The 22,255-nt window shown below is 43.1% G+C and carries 12 protein-coding genes; all 12 read left to right on the forward strand.

Annotated features, from left to right (window positions below; translation table 11 throughout):
- The first annotated feature begins 133 nt into the window (after positions 1–133).
- Positions 134–1,306 (forward strand): glycerophosphodiester phosphodiesterase family protein, encoded by a 1,173-nt coding sequence (locus tag HMPREF9010_RS12330; RefSeq protein WP_032852678.1) that lies wholly within the window; start codon positions 134–136, stop codon positions 1,304–1,306.
- 31 nt (positions 1,307–1,337) lie between these two features.
- Positions 1,338–4,334, forward strand: coding sequence for a SusC/RagA family TonB-linked outer membrane protein (locus tag HMPREF9010_RS12325; protein WP_032852679.1), 2,997 nt, complete (start codon positions 1,338–1,340; stop codon positions 4,332–4,334).
- Between the two features lie 13 nt (positions 4,335–4,347).
- Complete coding sequence (locus tag HMPREF9010_RS12320) at positions 4,348–6,123, forward strand: RagB/SusD family nutrient uptake outer membrane protein (protein WP_008648963.1); 1,776 nt, start codon at positions 4,348–4,350, stop codon at positions 6,121–6,123.
- Between the two features lie 55 nt (positions 6,124–6,178).
- Positions 6,179–7,630 carry a right-handed parallel beta-helix repeat-containing protein gene (locus HMPREF9010_RS12315; protein WP_032852680.1) on the forward strand — a complete coding sequence of 484 codons (1,452 nt, stop codon included), beginning with the start codon at positions 6,179–6,181 and terminating at the stop codon, positions 7,628–7,630.
- 19 nt (positions 7,631–7,649) lie between these two features.
- On the forward strand, positions 7,650–8,543 hold the full coding sequence (locus HMPREF9010_RS12310) for a fimbrillin family protein (protein WP_008648967.1): 894 nt from the start codon (positions 7,650–7,652) through the stop codon (positions 8,541–8,543).
- 18 nt (positions 8,544–8,561) lie between these two features.
- Positions 8,562–10,712 (forward strand): fimbrillin family protein, encoded by a 2,151-nt coding sequence (locus tag HMPREF9010_RS12305; protein ID WP_008648970.1) that lies wholly within the window; start codon positions 8,562–8,564, stop codon positions 10,710–10,712.
- 61 nt (positions 10,713–10,773) lie between these two features.
- Complete coding sequence (locus tag HMPREF9010_RS12300; protein ID WP_032852706.1) at positions 10,774–11,676, forward strand: glycerophosphodiester phosphodiesterase family protein; 903 nt, start codon at positions 10,774–10,776, stop codon at positions 11,674–11,676.
- Between the two features lie 17 nt (positions 11,677–11,693).
- Positions 11,694–14,201: a family 20 glycosylhydrolase gene (locus tag HMPREF9010_RS12295; RefSeq protein WP_008648972.1), complete on the forward strand. Its 2,508-nt coding sequence runs from the start codon at positions 11,694–11,696 to the stop codon at positions 14,199–14,201.
- A 123-nt stretch (positions 14,202–14,324) separates the two neighbouring features.
- Positions 14,325–15,971 (forward strand): DUF6377 domain-containing protein, encoded by a 1,647-nt coding sequence (locus HMPREF9010_RS12290; protein WP_008648973.1) that lies wholly within the window; start codon positions 14,325–14,327, stop codon positions 15,969–15,971.
- A 208-nt stretch (positions 15,972–16,179) separates the two neighbouring features.
- Complete coding sequence (locus HMPREF9010_RS12285) at positions 16,180–19,185, forward strand: SusC/RagA family TonB-linked outer membrane protein (protein ID WP_008648975.1); 3,006 nt, start codon at positions 16,180–16,182, stop codon at positions 19,183–19,185.
- Positions 19,185–20,720: a RagB/SusD family nutrient uptake outer membrane protein gene (locus tag HMPREF9010_RS12280; RefSeq protein WP_008648977.1), complete on the forward strand. Its 1,536-nt coding sequence runs from the start codon at positions 19,185–19,187 to the stop codon at positions 20,718–20,720. Before HMPREF9010_RS12285 ends, HMPREF9010_RS12280 begins: the two co-directional genes overlap by 1 nt.
- A gap of 30 nt (positions 20,721–20,750) precedes the next feature.
- Positions 20,751–22,241: a glycoside hydrolase family 30 protein gene (locus HMPREF9010_RS12275; protein ID WP_008648979.1), complete on the forward strand. Its 1,491-nt coding sequence runs from the start codon at positions 20,751–20,753 to the stop codon at positions 22,239–22,241.
- Positions 22,242–22,255: the final 14 nt, after the last annotated feature.

Raw genomic sequence — 22,255 nt, forward strand, 5'->3', positions numbered from 1 at the left:
TATTTCCACTTATATTCCCTTTGCTATTTTTTATCGGGGCATTTCCCTCTATTTTTGTCATAACCGAACGGAACGAACTGATTCCGTCTTCGGGAGTTCCTTTTTTTATTAACTAACCTTTATAGAAATACAAATGAAAAATGAATTATTGCATTTTTTTGTTCCGGAAAAAGGAAGAAGAACAAAACGCCAGCCTATAAGCTGGTTATGCTGTTGGGCTATTCTACTGGGAATGGTTTGCAACGCTTGCTCTGACGACGATCCTGTGAAAAAGAATCCTTACCTGCAAGTAAGTACTCGTGCCATGCTGAAAGAGGTGGTAGAGGTCAAATTCAACAACATTGATGGAAATACCGATATTACTGTCGATTTTGGTGACGGGACGGTCAAGGAGGGGAAAGCTGCCACCCCTATCACTTATGCCTATACCCAAAGTGGTGACTACACGTTACACGTTACGGCAGGTCAGTATGAGGTGCAGAAGAGAATCCGTATCTATAATCTGTTGTCGTTGACGGAGGCGATGAAGCAATTCAGAGAGCCGGACAATAAAAAAGTATGGGTTATGACACACCGGGCACATACGTCCGACAGGACTGTTCCCGAGAATTCTGTTTCTTCCGTAGAGGATGCCATTGATTCAGGAGCTGAAGTGATCGAGTGCGATACTCATGTGACAAGTGACGGAGTGGTAGTGGTTTGCCATGACCAGACGATCAATGCTACAACAAATGGTACGGGTGACATTACGAAAATGACCTATGCGGAAATACAGAAGTACAACCTGAAAGACCGGAATGGCCGGGTGACCGATGAAAAGATGCCTACTCTGGAAGAGTTTCTGAAAGCAGGACGCGGTAGAATCTATTACAATCTTGACTACTCTCCGCGTACAGCTACTTCGCAACAAGTGGTGGATATCGTGATGAAACTGGATATGATGGAATCTGTATTCTTCTACTGTAACAGTGCGCAGAAAGCGGAAGAAGTATTGGGTATTACTCCCAAGGCACATGTGTATACATGGACAGGAAGTCATAAACCGATGATAGGATTACCGGGTAACTACTTCGTGCAATACAGCTACCTGACGAATGGGAAAAGCACTCCTTTGGGAAGTTCAATCAATGATGGAATGCTTGCTACGGTGAATATGCTTCCTGCCAGTGGCAGTAGTGTGTCCGAATGGACGTTGAACGAGACTTATCTGGACGAACTCTTGCAAATCTATCCGATGGTATGTATGATACAAACGGATTTACCGGACTTGTTGATTCCGGCATTACAGGCAAGAGGGCTTCGTTAACTTTATCATCTAATATAAAAATCATCTATTTATGAGAAATATTTATTGTAGAACGTGTACCTGTCTGTTAGGTATATTGCTGATGCTGTTTTCCGGCATCCAGGCAAGAGGAGCTTCCTGGGAAGTGCAGCAGGAACGTAAAATATCCGGTACGGTGATCGATGAAAAGGGGGAACCTGTCATCGGAGCTTCGGTGGTAGTTATAGAGACAAAACAAGGCACCATTACCAATATCGACGGTAAATTCCAGGTGAATACCCCGCAGAACGGACATTTAAAAGTCTCTTATATCGGTTATGAAACACAAGAAGTGGCTGTCAAAGACCGGCAATTACTGAAAATCGTGTTGAAAGAAGAATCCACTGCTTTGAATGAAGTGGTAGTGGTGGGTTATGGTACGATGAAACGGAAAGAAATGACCTCGGCTATTTCGCATGTCGGTGCGAAAGACCTGAATCAAATCTCCAGTCTTGATGCTTCCATGCTGTTGCAGGGAAAAGTATCCAGTGTGTCTGTTTCCAATACGGCTTTGGCCGATCCGAACAGTACGGGAAGTATCCAGATTCGTGGTATATCTTCGCGTAATGCCGGGCTGGGTCCGTTGATTGTTGTAGACGGAGTGCCGGGAGGGGATATGACAAATATCAATCCTGCCGATATTGAATCGATCGATGTGTTGAAAGACGGTGCCGCTTCCGCTATTTATGGTACACGCGGTAGCAATGGTGTAATCCTTGTGAATCTGAAAAAAGGAACCCGTGACGGGGAAGTGCATACTACTTACAGTGCTGCTGTCACTTTCAATAAAGCAAAGAAAGAGCTGGACATCATGAATGCGGAGGAATATCGTGCTTATCGTACGGTGTCTAATCCACTTTCCGATATGGGAGCTAGTACAGACTGGTTTGATGCCGTTACCCGTTTGGGAGTGACACACATGCACACGTTAACCTTCTCCGGAGGTAATGCGAGGACCAATTATCGTGTGACAGCTGATTATCGTAAAGCGCAGGGAATCGACTTGCGTTCCGACCGTCGGGAATATGGTGCACGTGCCACTATCAGTCACACAACGAAAGATGGCCTGTTTACGTTTGCTGCCAACATGACTCCCCGTGTCATCGACCGGAACAAATCAGCCAGTGTGTATGGTAGCGTTATTAAGAATAATCCGACGATGCCGGTTTATGATCCCGAATCAGCTAATGGGTACTATCGTTTTCCGTCCGGAGGAGATAGCTCGAATATTGTTGAACAATTGAACGAGGAAGAAAATGGTACGGAGATTAAATTGCTGGAATGGAATGCTACTGCTGCCGTTAATTTGCTGCCGTTGTTTAATCCTACAAATCCGAACATGGTCTTGAAATCACAGGTTACCATTTCCCAGTATCAGGTGGATAAGTTCAACGGATGGTTCACACCATCTACTTACGGTCCTAATGTGAATTCGGGCGTTACAGGAAAAGCAAGCCGTGATTTTGATAAAAGTACTAATAACAATCTGGAATGGGTGACTAACTTCTCTACACGTATTAAGGATCACCAAATCCGTACAATGGTGGGTTATAGTTATAATTACGGTGTAAGTTCGGGAATGGGAGCCGAGAACTGGGATTTCTCTTCCGATGGATTGACGTATAATAATCTGGGCTCCGGTCTGGAAGCAGCCAAAGAAGGGAAAACCATGATGAGTTCTTATAAGAATGACCATAAACTAATCAGTTTCTTCGGACGTGTCAATTATGACTGGAAAGAGCGCTACCTGTTTACTTTCTCTTTACGTCACGAGGGCTCTTCCCGTTTCGGTGAGAATCATAAATGGGGTAATTTCCCGGCTGTGTCTGTCGGCTGGCGTATCTCGGATGAAAAATTTATGAAAGGACTTTCATGGATTGACGATTTGAAAGTGCGTTATGACTATGGTGTAACCGGTAATCAGGAAATAGGTAACTACCAGTCTTTGGCTACTTATAAGGCTTATGGCTGGTATCAGTATGGGGGTAACAACTTCCATGTTTGGGGACCGAGTAAGAATGTCAATTCGGAACTTCGTTGGGAGAAGGGACACAACCAGAACATCGGTTTGGACTTCTCGCTTTTCAAACACAAAGTGACCGGTTCATTTAACTATTTCCACCGTAAACAAAGCGATTTGCTCGGTAGCTATTCCGTATCGGTTCCGCCCAATTTGTTCTCTACCATCTATGCCAATGTAGGTACATTGCGCAATACCGGTTTCGAGCTTGATATAACTGTCAATGCTGTTCGGACAAAAGACTTTACTTATAGTTTCACATTAGTAGGTGCTACCAATAATAACAAGTTTGTCAGTTTCTCCAATGATGTGTACAAGGGACAGAAATATTACTCCACCTGTAACATGGCAAACCCCAATAATCCGGGATATTTGCAGCGGATTGAAGAGGGAGAGCGTATCGGTAACTACTTCACATACCGTTATGCGGGAGTGGATAAAAAGGGTGACTGGTTGATTTATGACAAGAAGGGAAATGTAATCCCTGTATCCCAGGGTACGGAAGAAGACAAAGCAGTGACCGGAAACGGTTTGCCGAAATTCACCGGTTCTATGACGCATAATTTCACTTATAAGAACTTCGATTTGACTGTTGCTCTTCGCGGTGCTGCCGGATTTGACATTTTTAACGTGCACGATTTCTATTTCGGATTACAGAGTATGAGTACCAATCAGTTGACCACCGCTTATTCGAAGAATGCACATATCACAACAGGTAAGAATGTGATTACCGACTATTTCATCGAGCCGGGTGATTACCTGAAGATAGACAACATTACTTTAGGATATACAATGAACCTGAATAAGAAGTACATCGAAAAGATACGCTTGTTCGGTACAGCTAACAATCTTTATACGTTTACGAAATTTACAGGTGTAGATCCTTCTACATACGAAGTGAATGGACTGACACCGGGTACTTTCGGAGGAGGATACAACTATTATCCATCTGCTTTCCAGTTTATTTTAGGTTTACAAGTAAGTTTTTAAAAGAAAAACAATTATGAGAATAACAAAATATATTATAGGATTGGGTATGATGGCAGGTACAGTGTTAGGCCTACCGTCTTGTACTGATCTGTCGGAAACGGTGTATGACCAGGTGATGTCCAAGAACTATTATAACACGAAACAGGATGTTATCAATGCTGTCTTCCGTCCTTTTGAACACATGTACTGCTGTATCTGGATACGTCATGAGAATGAAGAACTACCGGCGGACCAGCTGATTACTCCTACTCGTGGTACTTGGTGGTACGATGGAGGACTGTGGGAAATGTATCATCGTCATCAATATGACGATATTAATCAAGGGGACTGGTTGAGTGAATGGGACAACTTTTATGTAGGCATTGGTCAATGCAATATGGTATTGGATGACTTGGCACAGTTGAACCCGTCTAATTTTGGTTTAAGCGACAGTGAATTTGAAAGTTTTAAAGCGCAGCTACGTTGTATGCGTGCCTGGGGCTATCTTCGTCTGTTGAATACACATCGCAACTGCATTCTAACGACCACGTCGGATCAGGCAGTGAACGAACTGCCGGAAAACCGGAAACAAGTTTCTCCGCAGGTGATGTTCGATTTCATCGAGAGTGAATTGAAAGACTACTGTCTGACAGCTTTACCTTCCAAGAGTGGACAATCTGGAAATGGTAGCCAGCAGGGACAGTTCACGAAAGCTGCTGCGGCATCCTTATTGGTGCGTCTCTATCTGAATGCAGAGGTATGGATCGGCCAGGCTAAATGGCAGGAGTGCATTGATATGTGTAAACGTATCATAGGAGGAGAGTTCGGATATTATGCGATTGCGGATAACTGGTATGAACCTTTCGACTGGAACAATGAAATGTGTAATGAGGTGATCTTCGGTTTTCCTGGTTCTTATGGGCTGACCAGCTGGCATCTGCAAAATGACAGAAGGACAGTTTACGGACGTGGTTTACCTTATGGTAGTGCGTATTACCTGAAAATAGAAGGAAACGGTGAACGGAATCCGAAATACGCGCTTTCACCGAGCTATGACAATCAACAGCCACGAGAACTGTTCGACTATGGATTAGGAATGGTTACCCAAAAGTTTGCTAAATATCAGGGGGACATACGTTATAAGCAATATGTGAACACTGGTAACAATACTCGCGAAGGTATGTTCTTCCTCGAAGGTAAGATTGCCAACTCCGCTGTCAGCGGAGGATATGCCAAGAATCCGGATAATCAATATGTGATTTATTTACGTGATCAGGTCGGACGATTCGAAGGGAATGCAGAGTCTGGTTATATCTCCAATCCGGCTTATAAGGAATCTAAATTGGGTAATGGGGACTTCAACTCTGGACTTTACTGCGTGAAATATCCTTTCTATCCGTTTACCGGAGGTTATTATATTGAGTCTGACTATACAGAGATTCGTTTGGCAGAGATTATTTATTCTCAAGCTGAAGCTCTTCTTCGCCTCGGACAGGCGGGTGAGGCTGGTAAATTGCTGAACAGCGTGCGTAAGCGCAACTATGAAAACTTTACAGCGAATATCGCTTACCAGCCGGAAGGGAACGTGGTGCTCGATCTGAAAGAAATGCTAGATGAGTGGGGACGGGAGTTTCTGGCGGAAAGCCGTCGTCGTACAGATTTGATTCGTTTCGGCAGGTATCAGGAGGCATGGTGGGACAAACCAAGGGATGCAGACAATCATTATGAGCTGTTCCCCTTGTCGCAGACACAGCTGGAACAGAATGAATATCTGAAACAGAATCCCGGTTATCCGGATATTTCCCGGTGAAATCGGTGAATTTGCGATTATTCTTATATAATGTACAAGTTAAAAAAGAAAGAAAATGAAAAATAGATTATTCATAATATCGAAGATATGTATGCTGGCTTTCATGATTCTGTTGGCACAGGGATGCCAGGAAGATTATGAGATGATAGACCCACCTATGATGACGGATTACGATGACGATCTGGACGAAGAAGTGATTATGCAGAAAGGATTGGAGAGTTACTTTGTGACTCAATTCGGTGAAGGTGAGATGGATGGCAGTTCTTGGGAACAGGCACTGGATGCGGCTGGCTTCCGTAAGTTGTTGAGCGGTTCAATCGATCTCTCCAAGAGTACGATTTATATGAGTCAGGGGAAATATATAATGTCCGAAGAGAGTGGGCTTGGTGTAATCGTTCGCAAGGATGTCAAAGCGATTAAGGGCGGATATAGTCAGTTTAGTGAAGGGACGGATGTTTCGGCACGTGATATAGATGCGTATGTGACAGTCATCAGTGGTGATGTGAACGGAAATAAGCAGGCGGATGCCGGTGATTGTGGTTTGTTGCTTGTCAAGAAAGGGTATATAGCTATTGAAGGGGTTACTTTTCAGTATGGATATGTATCTGAAGCAGATGCCAGTGCTACCGAATGTGGTAGTGGAATTTATGTGAGTGGCAGTGCCAGTGATACTTCTATTGAGTTGACCGATTGCGTGATTAGAGATTGTAAGTCGGGAGTAACGACTTCTGCCAAGCAGGGTGGTCCGGCTGTTTTTGTCTTGTCGGGACAGGTACGTTTGAATAAGGTAAGCTTGTTGGACAATACGGCTGCAGGTCGTGGAGGAGCTGTTCGTTGTAGTAGCAAGACGGCGGTGGTATTTATGAATGGCTGTCTGCTGAAAGGTAATTCTCATAACGGTTCGTGGGGAAATGGTATTCAGATGTCGGAAGGACATATTTGTATAAACAATACCACGCTGATAGAGAATATGGGGACAGGTGCCGCTTTGAATGGAGGAGGTAGTATACTGCTGACTAATAATACAATCATTGGAAATGCGAATGATAGTCATGGGGCTGTGCGCTGTGAGACGGGAGTTGGCGGTGATACGAAGTTTATTAATAATTTGTTGATTTCAGAAAATCCTTCGGCTCCGAGTTTTAATCTGAATGGTAGTAACTTTGAAGCTTTCTCGAAAGGATATAATGTGTATCAGCGTGTGACGGGGATAACGATGAGTGCATCCGATACGGCTTATCCTAATCAGGTGAACGGTGCGCTGAATGAGGAGGGAGTGTATGTGTGGGATCTCAATCAGATTGGTTCGGTAAAAGGATATGCTACCAGGCAGGCAGTAATAGAAGTTGCGAAAAGCTTTAACCCGGTGGCTTCGCCTATTACTAATTTGGGAGAAGTGTTTGTGGAATGGATCGGTGAAGATGCTTTCGGAATAGACCAGCGGGGAGTGACTCGTAATGCCAATAAGATGCAGGCCGGTGCTTATGATGCTGTTCTGGCCAATTAAACCCTAAAACGACTGTAACATGAAGAAAATATTTTATATAATAGCCTTGGGTGTCGGACTAGCCGGATGCTCAAATAATGAGGATGAATTACTGTCAACGGGTAGTTTTCCCGAAGACCATGTAATCCGTATCATTACAGAAGTAAATGAACCTTTGTCGCGTGCAGGGTATGACGTAACGAATCTGGAACGTTTCGGATTGATGATCCGGAATAGCGAGAATGCTGCTTATAACTATCATAAGCAAATGGTTAGTTCCGGAAATGCCTGGAGTACGTCCGACGGTCAGCAGATGCTTTGGGATGCGGAAAGAACGCCGGTGACGATGATAGCGTATGCGCCTTATATGAGTGAAGCTGCTCCGGATGCCTCTTTGGCAGTCAATGCTCTTACCAATCAGACTACTGAAGAGAATGTGAAGTCCTCCGATTTTTTGTTGATGAAAGCAACAGTCGACCCGGAGCAGGATTTAACTGCGGATGGAAAGCTGAAAATCTCTTTGAGTCATGCCATGAGCAAGCTGCTTATAAAAATCACAGTCAATGGAACGACAGATGCTGCGATGAATAAGTTAGGGGATATGTCTATCAATGGGGCTGTTGTTAATGGCATTTGTGATTTGTCGGCAACGGTTCCGATAGTTGTTCCTGCGCCAGATGCGGTAGTGGCTACTGTGGCTCCCTATAAAGGGACGGAATCTTGCGAATGTATTCTGCCTCCGCAAAAAATAGCAGAGGGCTTCTCTGTGAACTTCAGCTATGATGGAAAGCTGTATATCTGGACTGCAAAGGAAGCCATTGAATTGGAAAAAGGAGTGGAACATACCTTGACGCTCAATGTAAACACAACTGTCCGATTGGCTGCTAAGATGGCAAGAAATTGGGCAACCGGACAACTTATCGACCGGAATTAAAGAAGGAGGAGATAAACAATGAAGATTACAAAACTGATATTGGCTGCGTATTTACTGACGAGTATGGCGGCCTGTGATACGGATAAGAATATAGCTATGTACGGCGAAGATTCCGGTGCTATTCAGATTGAAGCTGCTATTAATACTGCCTTTACCCGCAGTAATCCCAGTGCGGCAGGAGATCAGCAGAAACAATTTAATGAGGGTGATGAGATTCAATTAAGTTGTGAGGATGGGTATTTGAATTATGTACTTTCGGAAGGAAAATGGGTGCCGACCGATAATTATTATTTAAGATGGGGTGCGGAACCGGTAACTTATTCGGCTTTTTATCCGGTAGTGAACGGAGCCAGTACGGCTAATTTTACACTTCCCACAAACCAGCAACGTTTGGAAAACCTGGCTAAGGCCGATTATATGACGTGTACCGTAGAGAATGCAACAGACGACGGATCCCGTATTCTTCGTCTGGGTATGAACCGGAAAATGGCAAAAGTGATTATGACGCTTGCAGATGTAGGCGGACAAGCTAAGGTTCAGGGAGTAAAGATTGGTTCCTATCAGGGATATACAAACGGGGAAGTGGTATCGGGTACTTCTTTAATATCCCCTTTCATTACAGTTCCCGAAGGTGGTAAGGCAGGACAGGATGGTTGTACGTACACTGCCATTGTGGCTCCCGGAAAAGCCGGGACAACTGCTACCTTTGTTTCTTTGAACTATTTGGGCGAAGATCTGGTGCTGCCCGGTATACCGGAACTGAAATCTGGAAAGTGTTATGAATTCACATTAAAAGTGGAAGGTTCGATCATAACTATCAGTGAACCGATTGTTTCTCCGTGGGATAGCGGTACTTTGCCGGGCGGAGATGCGGAAGAACTTCAACTGGCCGCTTACTATGTGAAAGAGCAACCTGCTGGAAATGCGACCGGTATGGATTGGGATAATGCAATGGGAGTAGATGCGTTACGCAACTTATTGCAAACGAATAGCAATAGTGAAATTTCCAATGCTAATGCAGCCAAACTGGATGGTAAGAAGATTTATGTAGCTGCAGGCTCTTATGAGATTGTGAAAGAAAACTCTGGAGTGAAGATAGAATATAGCGGTTATAGTAAGCAAGTGGAAATAACGATTGAAGGCGGATATGATCCTTCAAGCACGGGAACAGATTTAACGAAACGTGACGTTGCTAAATATACGACTGCTTTTGTCAGAAATACCAGTAGTGGAGCATCTGCGACGTCTAACTCTTTATTAGTATTGGGTAATCAGATAAATATTATTTTCGATGGCTGTACTTTCAATGGACAATATGAATTGAGCGATGCAGGAAGTGTTCGTGCCGTATTTGTTGCGGCAGGTGGAGGTGACGCAACCCTGCAATTGAATAATTGTGTCATAAAGAATTTTAATCGCGGAAGCGATGGTGGAACAGATGGCGGAGCAGCTGTTAAAGTATCAAAGGGAAGAGTCTTGTTAAATCAGGTGGAAGTGGTGAGCAATAAAGCGACAGGGCGGGGAGGAGCCATCACTACTACCGCAGCAAATAGCTTCCTGTTTATGAATAATTGTTTGTTGCATGAGAATTATGCACCAACCGCTTGGGGAACTAGTATTCATGCCGGAAATGGATATGTCTGCATGAATAATGTAACCGTACTTGGCACGGCAGCTACAGGAGGAAATAGCATCACTGTCAACGGAGATGCCTACTTTATGCTTGCCAATACTACGATTGTTGGAAATTCGGGCAATCCGAATGGTGTCTTCCGTGCAGGGAAAAATGCTTCTCTTGTGGTCAACTCTTTATTTGCCAAAGGAGCTGGAAACAGAACTATTTATGCAGGTAATATCACTTCCGGTGGATACAATGTATATCAGGCGGCAGATGCCGGTTGGGGAGCAGTTGCTACGGATACGGATTATTCATCTCAAACTCTTCCAGCTGCTACTTTAACGGATGGCGTTTATCAATGGACTGTGACCGGGGTTATTGACGAATTTGCAACCAGACAGGCTGTGATAAATGCAGTGAAATCCTTTGATGCGACTGTGGGACAGCAATTTGTGGACTGGGTTGGTGAAGCCGGCTTTGGAGTAGACCAGCGTGGAGCAACCCGTAATGTCAACAAGATGCAGGCTGGTGCTTATGATGCAGGACTGTAACTGTGACCAAGATATAATAGGTTTTGAATTAAGTAAGAAGATTAAATAACAAATGAAAGATATGAAGAAAAGCAAGTTTATAGTGCTTTTGTTACTGTTCTGTCTGCAGCCAGGTTTCCTGGCTGCACAACGGGCGGAGCTCATTCGCAAGGATGTGTTAAATCCGCACTTAGATAAGGTTTTAGTGGTGGCGCATCGCGGAAATTGGAGTATTGCCCCCGAAAACTCTTTGGCGGCTATCGATAGTGCTATTCAGATGAAAGTGGATATTGTAGAGATAGATATCCGTAAGACGAAAGACGGTGAGTTGGTTCTCATGCATGACGATACGGTAGATCGCACTACTAATGGTACAGGAAAAGTAAAAGATAAAACGTTGGCTGAAATAAAGCAACTCCGGTTGAAAGATAAGGATGGTCAGTTAACGGAACATACTGTTCCTACTTTGGAAGAAGCATTGTTGGCAGCCAAAGATCAGATTATGGTTAATCTGGATAAGGCCTACCCTATTTTTGATGATGTATATATTATATTGAGGAAAACCGATACTGCTGATTTGGTTATAATGAAAGGTGCTCAACCGGTGGAGACGGTGAAGCGGGAGTTCGGCTCTTATCTGGATAAGGTGATTTATATGCCTGTCGTAACGATTGATGAGGAAAAATCGATGAAGGTTGTCGAGGATTATATGGAACAGTTGCATCCGGTTGCTTTTGAGCTTTGTTACAGAAATGCTTCTAGCCCGGTACCTGCCGAAATGGAACGCAGGCTGGCAGGAAAAAGTCTGATCTGGTATAATACTTTGTGGGCTTCTCTGGCAGGCGGGCATGATGATAAGGCTGCAAAGAAAGATCCGGATGCTAGTTATGGGTATCTGATAAACAAGTTGGGAGCACGAATTCTTCAAACAGACAGTCCGGCTTTTATGCTCAATTATTTGAGAAGTAAAGGATGGCATGACTAATCACTAAGGCTAAATTTATGAATGATATAAAATTTTCTTTATGGACAGTAGGGTGGCTGTGCATCCTATTCTTTGCAGGCGGTTGTAAATCGACGAATGATTCGGGAGCTCCGATTTCTTTAACTTGGGAGATGGGAAACTACGATGAGAATGGTAAATATTATGAAAATTCATTTGTACTGAAGAATATATCAGATACTCCTGTTGGAAAAGAATGGGAGATTTATTATTCGCAGTTTCCCCGTACTATCCGGCAGGATGCTTCGTCACCGGTTAGAGTGGAGCAAGTGAATGCAACTCTTTTTAAAATGTATCCGGGAGAGGGATTTATCTCATTAGCTCCGGGAGATTCATTGAAAGTGATTTTCCAGTGTGATGGGGAAGTGCCAAAGAATTCGCATGCGCCCGAAGGAAGCTACTGGGTGAGCCAGTCGGGAGCATCGAAAGGTAAGCCACTTCCTGTAACATTGAATAACATACCATTACCTATGACGGAATGGCAAAGAACGATTGCTCGGAAAACGTACGAAACAAACCTTCGTTTAAACAATGCGAATACTTCGGAGTTTCGTTCGACGGATATAATACCTTCCATAAAAAAGGTGATTACTACCGGAGGTAATATCTTGTTAGAAAAACAACTAGCTTTGACTTTTCATGAGGATTTTGCCAATGAGGGAAAACTGCTAAAAGAAAAACTTTCCGGATGGTATGGCTTGGAAGTAGTGCCGGAAGCTTCGGTAACCATTACTCTGGATTACCTTTCTGACAAGAAGAAAGCAGTTAATGAGGAATATTATGAGTTGAGTATTGACGGTCAGCAGATCAGGATTAGCGCTACTACTCCACATGGTATTTTTAACGGAGCACAGACCCTGTTGGGGTTACTGAAAGGGCAGGAAAGCCCATTCCGGTTGGAAGCAATGTCTATAGTGGATTATCCGGATTTATTATATCGGGGACAGATGTTGGATATTGCCCGGAATTATACAACGGTGGATCACTTGAAGAAACTGATTGATATTCTCTCTTCTTACAAACTGAATGTGCTCCAGTTCCATTTCTCGGATGATGAAGGTTGGCGACTGGAAATTCCGGGGTTAGAAGAACTGACTGCCATTGGGTCACGGCGAGGACATACTACCGATGAAAAAGATAGGTTGTATCCGGCTTATGATGGTGGATATGATCCGTGTGCCGCTACATCGGGAAATGGTTACTATACCCGGGAGGAATTCATTGATTTATTGCGATATGCAACCGAAAGACATGTACAGGTAATTCCGGAAATAGAATCTCCCGGCCATGCGCGTGCGGCGATTGTAGCAATGAATGCACGTTATCAGAAATACATCGATACAGACCCGGAGAAAGCAAAGGAATATCTTTTGAGTGACTTGCAGGATACTTCCCGATATGTTTCCGCACAGGCCTATACGGATAATGTTATGAATGTAGCCTTACCTTCCACTTACCGTTTTATGGAGAAGGTGATTCAGGAAATAGTGAGCATGTACAAGGAAGCGGATGCACCACTGACCACCATTCATTTAGGCGGTGATGAAGTGGCTAAAGGGGCATGGATGGGATCACCCTTATGCAGAACGCTCATGGAAGAACAGGGAATGGAAAAGGCACATGATTTGGCCGAATATTTCATTACCCGGGTGGTTGATTGTTTACAACAGTATAATTTATCCTTTAATGGCTGGCAGGAAGTAGCTTTGGGGCATAAGAAAGATACTCATACTTATTTGTCTCAACACGCAGCCGGTATCAATTCGTGGAAGACTGTTCCCGAATGGAAAGAGGATGAAATTCCTTATCAGATAGCCAACAACGGTTATCCGGTTATTCTCTGCAATGTGAATAATTTCTATCTGGATTTGGCTTATGATGCTCATCCCGATGAACCGGGACATTTCTGGGGTGGATACGTGGATGAATCCAAAGCATTTTCCATGCTTCCATTCGATGTCTATCGTTCTTCCCGTACGGATATGGCGGGTAATCCGGTTGAGATCAGTTCCGCAGGAAAAGGAAAAACGGCATTGACTGCATCCGGCAGGAAACAGATAAAAGGCGTACAGGCCCAACTGTTTGCCGAAACAATTCGAGGATTTCAATGGGTAGAATATTATATGTTTCCTAAAGTGATGGGACTGGTAGAACGTGGCTGGAACGCGCATCCGGATTGGGAAGTCCTCTCCGGAGCAGCAGAGCAACAGGCTTTTGACCGGGATCTGGCACTATTTTATGAGAAAATCAGTGTAAAGGAAATGCCTTATTGGAGCCAGTTAGGGGTAAACTTCCGTTTACCTCATCCCGGACTCTTCGTCAGAGACGGACTTCTGTATGCGAATACTCCTATCGAAGGAGCACAGATACGCTATACGACGGATGGGACTGAACCGACGATTGATTCGATGCTATGGGAGGCCCCTATAACCTGTGAGCCTGCTGTTGTAAAAGCAAAACTGTTTTATAGGGATAAGCAAAGTGTAACCAGCTGTTATTTACAGTAATTAGTGGAATAGTATAATAGATGTACTTTTAATTTCTATCTGTTTTATTCTTTAAAATACGAAGATTTTCTCTACATTTGTCTTTATTAGTCTTGTAATCTTCTATTAAAGTTTAATACTCCGATGAAAAAAAAGTACCTGTTGTTTCTTCTACTTCTCTCTTTCCCACTATATACCTGGGCTGATAAGACGACCCTGGACTCATTGTTGAATGTGCTTGATTTGACGATTCGGGAGCATGAGACTTATGTGGTTCAACGTGAATCGCGTATCAGACATCTTAAAGAACTGACACACGGAATAGAAGTTAATTCTGTGGAACATTATAACCTGAATAGTCAGATATACAAAGAATATAAAGCCTTTATTTGCGACTCTGCAATCTATTATTTGAATGAAAATATACAGATTGCGGAGCGCTTGCATGATATAGACCGGAAGATAGAAAGTCAGTTGCAGCTTTCATTATTATTATCTTCAACGGGAATGTATACAGAGTCTATTGATGTTTTAGAATCGGTAGACCGGCAGAAGGTCGTATCCCGTTTAATAGCTGATTATTACACTTGCTTTGATCATGTGTATGGCGAATTGAGCGTTTATACCCAGGATAAAACTCTTTCAGGACATTACTGGACCATTTCGCAGGCATATAAAGATTCTTTATATGCCATATTGCCCCCTGAATCGGAAGAATATCTGATGATGCGCGAAGCATTGCTTCGTGACCAGCATCAGTATGAGGAAGCCCTGAAAGTGAATGACCTCCGGCTGGCAGAAACAGAAGTGAATACTCCACAGTATGCATTGGCCACTTACCATCGCTCTTTGATTTATAAATATAGTAATGATAATCTGGGAGAGAAACAGAATCTTTGTCTTTCTGCCATATCCGATATTCGTTCTGCCATTAAGGACCATGCCTCGTTATGGATGCTTGCCCAACTACTTTACGAAGATGGTGATATGGAACGGGCATATCAATATATGCGTTTTTCCTGGAATGCGACGAAATTCTATAATGCCCGTCTGCGTAGCTGGCAGAGTGCGGATGTGCTTTCGTTGATTGACAAGACCTACCAAGCTATGATTGAAAAACAGAATGACCGTCTGCAACAGAATCTACTGCTTATCACCGCATTATTGGTACTATTGATTGTAGCTTTAGGCTATATCTACCGTCAGATGAAAAAGCTGGCGGATGCAAGAAATCATCTCCAGGTGGCTAACGGACAGCTGAATGGATTGAATGAGGAATTGAGACAAATGAATAGCTGTCTGTCTTCTACCAATATCGAACTTTCGGAGTCTAATCAGATTAAGGAAGAGTATATTGCTCGTTTTATCAAGCTGTGTTCTACCTATATCAATCGGCTGGATGCTTATCGGCGTATGGTGAATAAGAAAGTATCTGCCGGACAGATTGCAGAGTTATTAAAGATAACGCGTTCGCAGGATGCTCTTGATGAAGAACTGGAAGAGTTATATGCGAACTTTGATACTGCTTTCTTGCATCTCTTCCCCGATTTTGTGAAAAAGTTCAATGACCTCTTACAGGAGAATGAGCAGATTGTATTGAAAAAAGATGAGTTGCTGAATACCGAACTACGAATTTTTGCTTTGATACGCTTAGGCATTGAGGATAGTTCACAAATTGCGGAGTTTCTTCGTTATTCAGTGAATACAATTTATAATTACCGGGCGAAAGTGAAGAACAAAGCCCGTGGGTCGAGAGAGGATTTTGAAGATTTAGTACGGAAGATTCGCTAACTAAGACTGTAAACTAACCACTTTTTTAGAGATACTTATTGTGCGCAAATTGCTGGTAATAAATGGATTATCATTTTGGGTAATCCACTTATTGACCCCTCCTTGTTAGCTCGCCTCAATTTCTTTATACTTTTGACCTGTGCTTCGAAAGCAATGAGAATAGCTCCATTGCAGACGAACTTTATTATTAACTTTTAAATTAGTACGCATGAAAAAGAACAGGCGAAAAATCCTTTCGGGGAGTCGCAAGATTTTCTTTGCTATCTTGGCAATGTTTTTATCTTTGAGTGCATCCGCACAGCAATTAACAGCATCCGGTCAGGTTCTGGATGCTCAAAAAGAACCGTTAATCGGGGTTAGTGTACAGGAAAAAGGTACGTCTAACGGAGCAATTACCGATCTGGATGGTAACTTTACACTAAACGTTCAGCAAAACGCCATTTTGATATTCTCTTACGTGGGCTACAAATCGCAGGAGGTAAAGGCAGCCCGACAGATGAAAATCACACTTCAGGAAGACAATGAAGTGCTTGATGAGGTGGTGGTCATCGGTTATGGTTCGGTAAAACGGAAAGATGTGACGACTGCTATTTCTTCCGTATCCACCAAAGACTTGGATATGCGCCCTATTGTTTCTGCAGGACAGGCTATTCAAGGTAAAGCGGCCGGTGTGTCGGTGGTTCAGCCTAATGGTACGCCGGGAGGTGAAATGTCTATCCGTGTACGTGGTACAACTTCAATGAATGGTAGTAATGATCCGCTGTATGTAGTAGATGGAGTGCCTGTAGACAATATCAAATTCCTTTCTCCGAATGATATTGAAAGCATGCAGATTTTGAAAGATGCTTCTTCGGCATCTATTTACGGCTCTCGTGCTGCCAATGGAGTGATTCTTATTACTACGAAAGCTGGTGCTGCCGGAAATGCAAAGGTTTCTCTGACAGCTCAGTTCGGATTGAACAAAGTGTCTGATAAAGTAGAATCCTTGAATGCGACACAGTATAAAGAGTTGCAGGATGAAATCGGACTGGTATCTTTGCCGGATGGATTGCCCGACCGTACCGATTGGTTTGATGAAACGTATACAACAGGAAAGACCCAAAATTATCAGGTAGCCGTGTCCAATGGCAATGAAAAGATGAAATACTATCTTTCTGCAGGTTATCTGAAAGAACAGGGAGTGTTGGATATCTCTTATTACAAACGTTATAACTTTCGTGTAAATCTTGAGAATCAGGTTCGCAAGTGGCTGACAGTAAGTGCCAATATCTCTTATTCGGATTACGCAAGTAATGGAGGAGGTGCAATGGGAACAGGTGCAGACCGTGGAGGAGTTATTCTGGCAGTGATTAATACACCGACCTATGCACCTATTTGGGATGCTTTAAATCCTGACCAGTATTACAATAATTTCTATGGTGTAGGTAATATTACCAATCCATTGGAGAATATGGCACGTGCAAAAAATAATAAAGATAAAGAAAACCGTTTGTTGGCATCCGGTAATGTCTTACTGACCCCTTTCCCTGATTTGAAATTTAAGTCTACTCTTACTCTTGACCGTCGTAATGCTGTTAACACAACGTTCCTGGATCCTATCTCTACTACTTGGGGACGTAACCAGTATGGGGAAGCTTCGGATAACCGGAATACAAATACTGTGTTGACATTTGATAACGTGTTGACTTATAATAAGAATTTCAAAAAACATGGTTTGGAAGTAATGGCAGGCTCTTCATGGACGGATTCAGAATATTCAAATAGTTGGATTAACGGGTCGCATTATCGTAGCGACCAGATTCATACTTTGAATGCTGCCAATAAAATATCCTGGGATAATACAGGTACAGGTGCCTCTCAATGGGGGATTATGTCATTCTTCGGACGTATAGCCTATAATTTCGACAGCAAATATCTGCTGACGGCTAATCTCCGCGCTGACGGTTCTTCTAAGCTACATCCCGATCATCGTTGGGGAGTATTCCCGTCCTTCTCTGCTGCTTGGCGTATTTCTTCGGAAAAGTTTATGAAAGACCTGACATGGATTGATGACCTGAAACTACGTGGTGGTTGGGGACAAACTGGTAATCAGTCGGGTATTGGTGATTATGCTTATTTGCAACGTTACAATATCGGTCGTATCGAATGGTTTAAGAAAGGTGAGGAAGGGGATAAGACTGATTATGCAAACGCTGTTCCTACTATCAGCCAAGCAAATTTACGTACCTCTGATTTAACTTGGGAAACTACCACACAGACCAATATCGGTTTGGACCTGACAATATTGAATGGTCGGTTGACATTCAATGCCGATTATTACTACAAGAAAACGAAAAACATGCTGATGAATGTATCATTACCGGCCGGTGCTGCAGCAGCCACTTCCATTGCCCGTAATGAAGGTGAAATGATTAATAAAGGTTTTGAGTTTTCTATCAGTTCGAAGAATTTTCGTGGTGGAGCATTTACTTGGGATACGGATTTTAATATTTCCTTCAACCGGAATAAATTGACAAAGCTCGACTTGCAGAAGGTCTATTATGATGCGAAGACGGCGAGTGTAGTCAATGACTATGTGGTGCGTAATGAGCCGGGACGTGCTTTGGGAGGTTTTTATGGCTTTATCAGTGATGGTGTAGATCCTGAAACCGGTGAACTGATGTATCGTGACTTGAATAATGATGGAAAGATTTCCTCTTCCGACCGTACCTATATCGGTGACCCTAATCCGGATTTCACTTATGGTATGACAAATACATTCTCTTGGAAAGGTTTCAACTTGAGTATCTTTATCCAGGGTTCTTATGGAAACGATATTTATAATGCCTCACGGATTGAAACGGAAGGTATGTATGACGGTAAAAATCAGTCGACACGCGTATTGAACCGTTGGAAAATTCCGGGACAGATAACAGATGTGCCTAAAGCTAATTTCAAACTGTTGAACTCTACTTACTTTGTGGAAGACGGTAGCTATCTAAGATTAAAGGATGTCTCCTTGTCATACAACGTTAAGGGCAAACTCTTAAAAAAATGGGGAATTACCCGCTTACAGCCTTACTTCACGGCTACTAACCTGCTGACATGGACCAGTTATTCGGGAATGGACCCGGAAGTAAACCAATGGGGAAACAGCGGTACAGTACAAGGAATTGACTGGGGTACTTACCCGCATTGCAGATCATACGTGTTTGGTATTAATGTTGAATTCTAATGAAAGGAAAGATTATGAAACTAAGAACTATATTTTACGGATTAACCTCCGGTTTACTATTGGGACTTTCTTCCTGCTCACTGAACTATGAGCCATTAGACACCTATTCGGATGTGACGGAAGGAGTGACAAATAATGGTACAAAGATTGTATTCAAGGATAAGGCAGCTGTCGAAAGCCATTTGACAACGCTTTATAATCAGATGCGTGACCGCCAGGAACACTGGTATGTAGACTTGCTGCTGATTTCAGACTCTCATGCGGATAACGCTTATGCAGGTACAACGGGAGCAGAAGTTGTTCCGTTTGAAAACAATTCCATTGAAGGCTCAAACTCTGTGATGGAACGGGATTGGAACCGTTATTTGGAAGACATTGCCCGTGCCAATAAGTTGATCTGTAATATTGATTTAGTGACCGATAACTCATTGACCACTGCCGAACGGGCACAATATAAAGCGGAAGCAAAAATATTCCGGGCTATGATTATGTTCGACATGGTACGCCTTTGGGGAGATTTCCCGGTGATTACAACAGTGGCGGACGATATTACTTCTGAAAATATTGAAGATGTTTATCCACAGTACTTTCCGGAGCAAAATATGGAACTAGAGGCTTATCAGCAGATTGAAAGAGACTTGCTGGATGCAGTTCTGTATGCTCCGGACAACACACCGGGTAACAAGACATTGTTTACCAAATCTGTAGCACGTACGTTACTGGCTAAGATTTATGCAGAGAAACCGTTGCGTGACTATGCGAAAGTAATCCACTATTGTGATGAAGTGAAAGCAGATGGTTTCGATCTTGTAGAAGATTTCAATGATTTATTTGGAATGAATGCAGCCGGAACAGACGCGAAGATGCGCAATACAAAAGAGTCTATTCTCGAAGCACAGTTTACTCCCGGTGCAGGTAACTGGTGTTCATGGATGTTCGGTCGTGACTTGGTGAATTGGAATACCAACTTTACATGGGCAAAATGGGTGACACCATCCCGTGACCTGATTAACGCTTTCAAAAAGGAAGGAGATGAGGTTCGTTTCAAAGAATCGGTGGTTTACTATGATTGTAATTGGAGCAATTATTATCCATCTGATAACTATCCGTTTATGTACAAATGCCGTTCGGCTAACAGCAGTATCATCAAATACCGCTATGCTGATGTACTGTTATTGAAAGCAGAAGCACTGATTATGCAGGATACACCGGATTTGGACGGAGCTGCCGATATTATAGATGAAGTTCGTGAACGTGCTAAATTAGGAGCACTTTCTGCTTCTACCCGTTCAAATAAGAATGCCATGCTCAATGCATTGCTGAAAGAACGCCGTTTGGAACTGGCTTTCGAGGGACAGCGCTGGTTCGATCTGGTTCGTTTGGATAAAGTGGAAGAAGTGATGAATGCTGTGTATTCGAAAGATTCGGGACGCAAGGCACAGGTTTACGCATTCGATAAAACTTCCTATCGATTGCCTATTCCACAATCGGTAATCGATGCGAACGATAAGATTCACCAGAATCCGGGTTATTAATTCAATTCAAAAACATAGAAACTTACGATTATGATAAATATGAGAAATATAGCATTGACCTTTTTAGGATGTTTCACCATACTGGCTGCATGCAGCAACAGTGACGATGCGGAAAAATCGGTAACACCCGTTCCAACCGGAGATGTGACTATTTATGCAACGACCAACAGTTTGACTCGTGATCTGACCCGTGATGCTGTTAATTTCAGCTCAAAAGATAACCTGGCACCTACGTCTATTACCTTGGACCCGACTGAACAGTTTCAGACCATGGACGGCTTTGGAGTAGCCATCACAGGCGCTACCTGTTTTAATCTTCTACAAATGAAACCGGCAGACCGTCATGCATTCCTCACAGAAACATTCTCTGACGATAAAGGATTCGGATTTAGTTATATCCGTATCTCCATTGGCTGCTCGGACTTCTCATTGAGCGAATATACCTGCTGTGATACCAAAGGCATTGAAAATTTCGCTTTGCAGAGTGAAGAGAAAAACTATATCTTGCCCATTCTGAAAGAGATTCTAGGCATCAATCCTTCCATTAAAATCATTGCCGCTCCTTGGACATGTCCGCTATGGATGAAAGTGAAAAGCCTCACAGATCTTACTCCACTGGAATCGTGGACAAACGGCCAGTTGAATCCTGCCTATTATCAGGATTATGCCACTTATTTCGTAAAATGGGTACAAGCATTCAAATCCGAAGGTTTTGACATCTATGCTGTTACTCCCCAGAACGAACCGTTGAACCGCGGTAATTCCGCTTCGCTTTATATGAGCTGGGAGGAACAGAGAGATTTCGTGAAAACAGCACTCGGACCCCAATTCAAGGATGCCGGATTGACTACAAAGATCTATGCTTATGACCATAACTATGATTATAGCAGCATTGAATCAGAAAAGAACTATCCCGGTAAAATCTATGAAGATGGAGATGCTTCTCAATATTTGGCCGGAGCTGCTTATCACAACTACGGAGGTGACCGCGAAGAACTTTTGAATATGCACAAAGCCTATCCGGAAAAAGAACTTCTTTTCACAGAAACCTCTATCGGAACCTGGAACAGTGGGCGTGATTTGTCGAAACGACTTCTCGAAGATATGAAAGAAGTTGCGTTAGGCACAGTAAATAACTGGTGTAAAGGTGTGATTGTTTGGAATCTGATGCTTGATAACGACCGTGCTCCTAATCGTGAAGGTGGTTGCCAGACATGCTACGGAGCGGTGGATATCAGCAATAGCGATTATAAGACAATTATCCGTAACTCACATTATTATATCATCGCTCATCTTTCAAGCGTAGTGAAACCGGGAGCTGTACGTATTGGTGCATCCGGCTACGCTGACAGCAATATCATGTACTCTGCTTTCGAGAATCCGGATGGAACGTATGCATTTGTCTTGATGAATAATAACGAAAAGACAAAGAGAATCACCTTTAGCGATGGAAAACGTCATTTTGCTTATGATGTTCCGGGTAAATCAGTGACTTCCTACCGTTGGGCGAAGTCGGAATAAGAACCTTAAAACGA

The organism is Bacteroides sp. 3_1_23 (assembly GCF_000162555.1).
GTDB classification, from domain to species: domain Bacteria; phylum Bacteroidota; class Bacteroidia; order Bacteroidales; family Bacteroidaceae; genus Bacteroides; species Bacteroides ovatus.

Coding starts and splice junctions, on each gene's coding strand:
- HMPREF9010_RS12330 (WP_032852678.1), top strand. CDS start 134: ATGAAAAATGAATTATTGCATTTTTTTGTTCCGGAAAAAGGAAGAAGA.
- HMPREF9010_RS12305 (WP_008648970.1), top strand. CDS start 8,562: ATGAAGATTACAAAACTGATATTGGCTGCGTATTTACTGACGAGTATG.
- HMPREF9010_RS12320 (WP_008648963.1), top strand. CDS start 4,348: ATGAGAATAACAAAATATATTATAGGATTGGGTATGATGGCAGGTACA.
- HMPREF9010_RS12325 (WP_032852679.1), top strand. CDS start 1,338: ATGAGAAATATTTATTGTAGAACGTGTACCTGTCTGTTAGGTATATTG.
- HMPREF9010_RS12310 (WP_008648967.1), top strand. CDS start 7,650: ATGAAGAAAATATTTTATATAATAGCCTTGGGTGTCGGACTAGCCGGA.
- HMPREF9010_RS12315 (WP_032852680.1), top strand. CDS start 6,179: ATGAAAAATAGATTATTCATAATATCGAAGATATGTATGCTGGCTTTC.
- HMPREF9010_RS12280 (WP_008648977.1), top strand. CDS start 19,185: ATGAAAGGAAAGATTATGAAACTAAGAACTATATTTTACGGATTAACC.
- HMPREF9010_RS12295 (WP_008648972.1), top strand. CDS start 11,694: ATGAATGATATAAAATTTTCTTTATGGACAGTAGGGTGGCTGTGCATC.
- HMPREF9010_RS12275 (WP_008648979.1), top strand. CDS start 20,751: ATGATAAATATGAGAAATATAGCATTGACCTTTTTAGGATGTTTCACC.
- HMPREF9010_RS12300 (WP_032852706.1), top strand. CDS start 10,774: ATGAAGAAAAGCAAGTTTATAGTGCTTTTGTTACTGTTCTGTCTGCAG.
- HMPREF9010_RS12290 (WP_008648973.1), top strand. CDS start 14,325: ATGAAAAAAAAGTACCTGTTGTTTCTTCTACTTCTCTCTTTCCCACTA.
- HMPREF9010_RS12285 (WP_008648975.1), top strand. CDS start 16,180: ATGAAAAAGAACAGGCGAAAAATCCTTTCGGGGAGTCGCAAGATTTTC.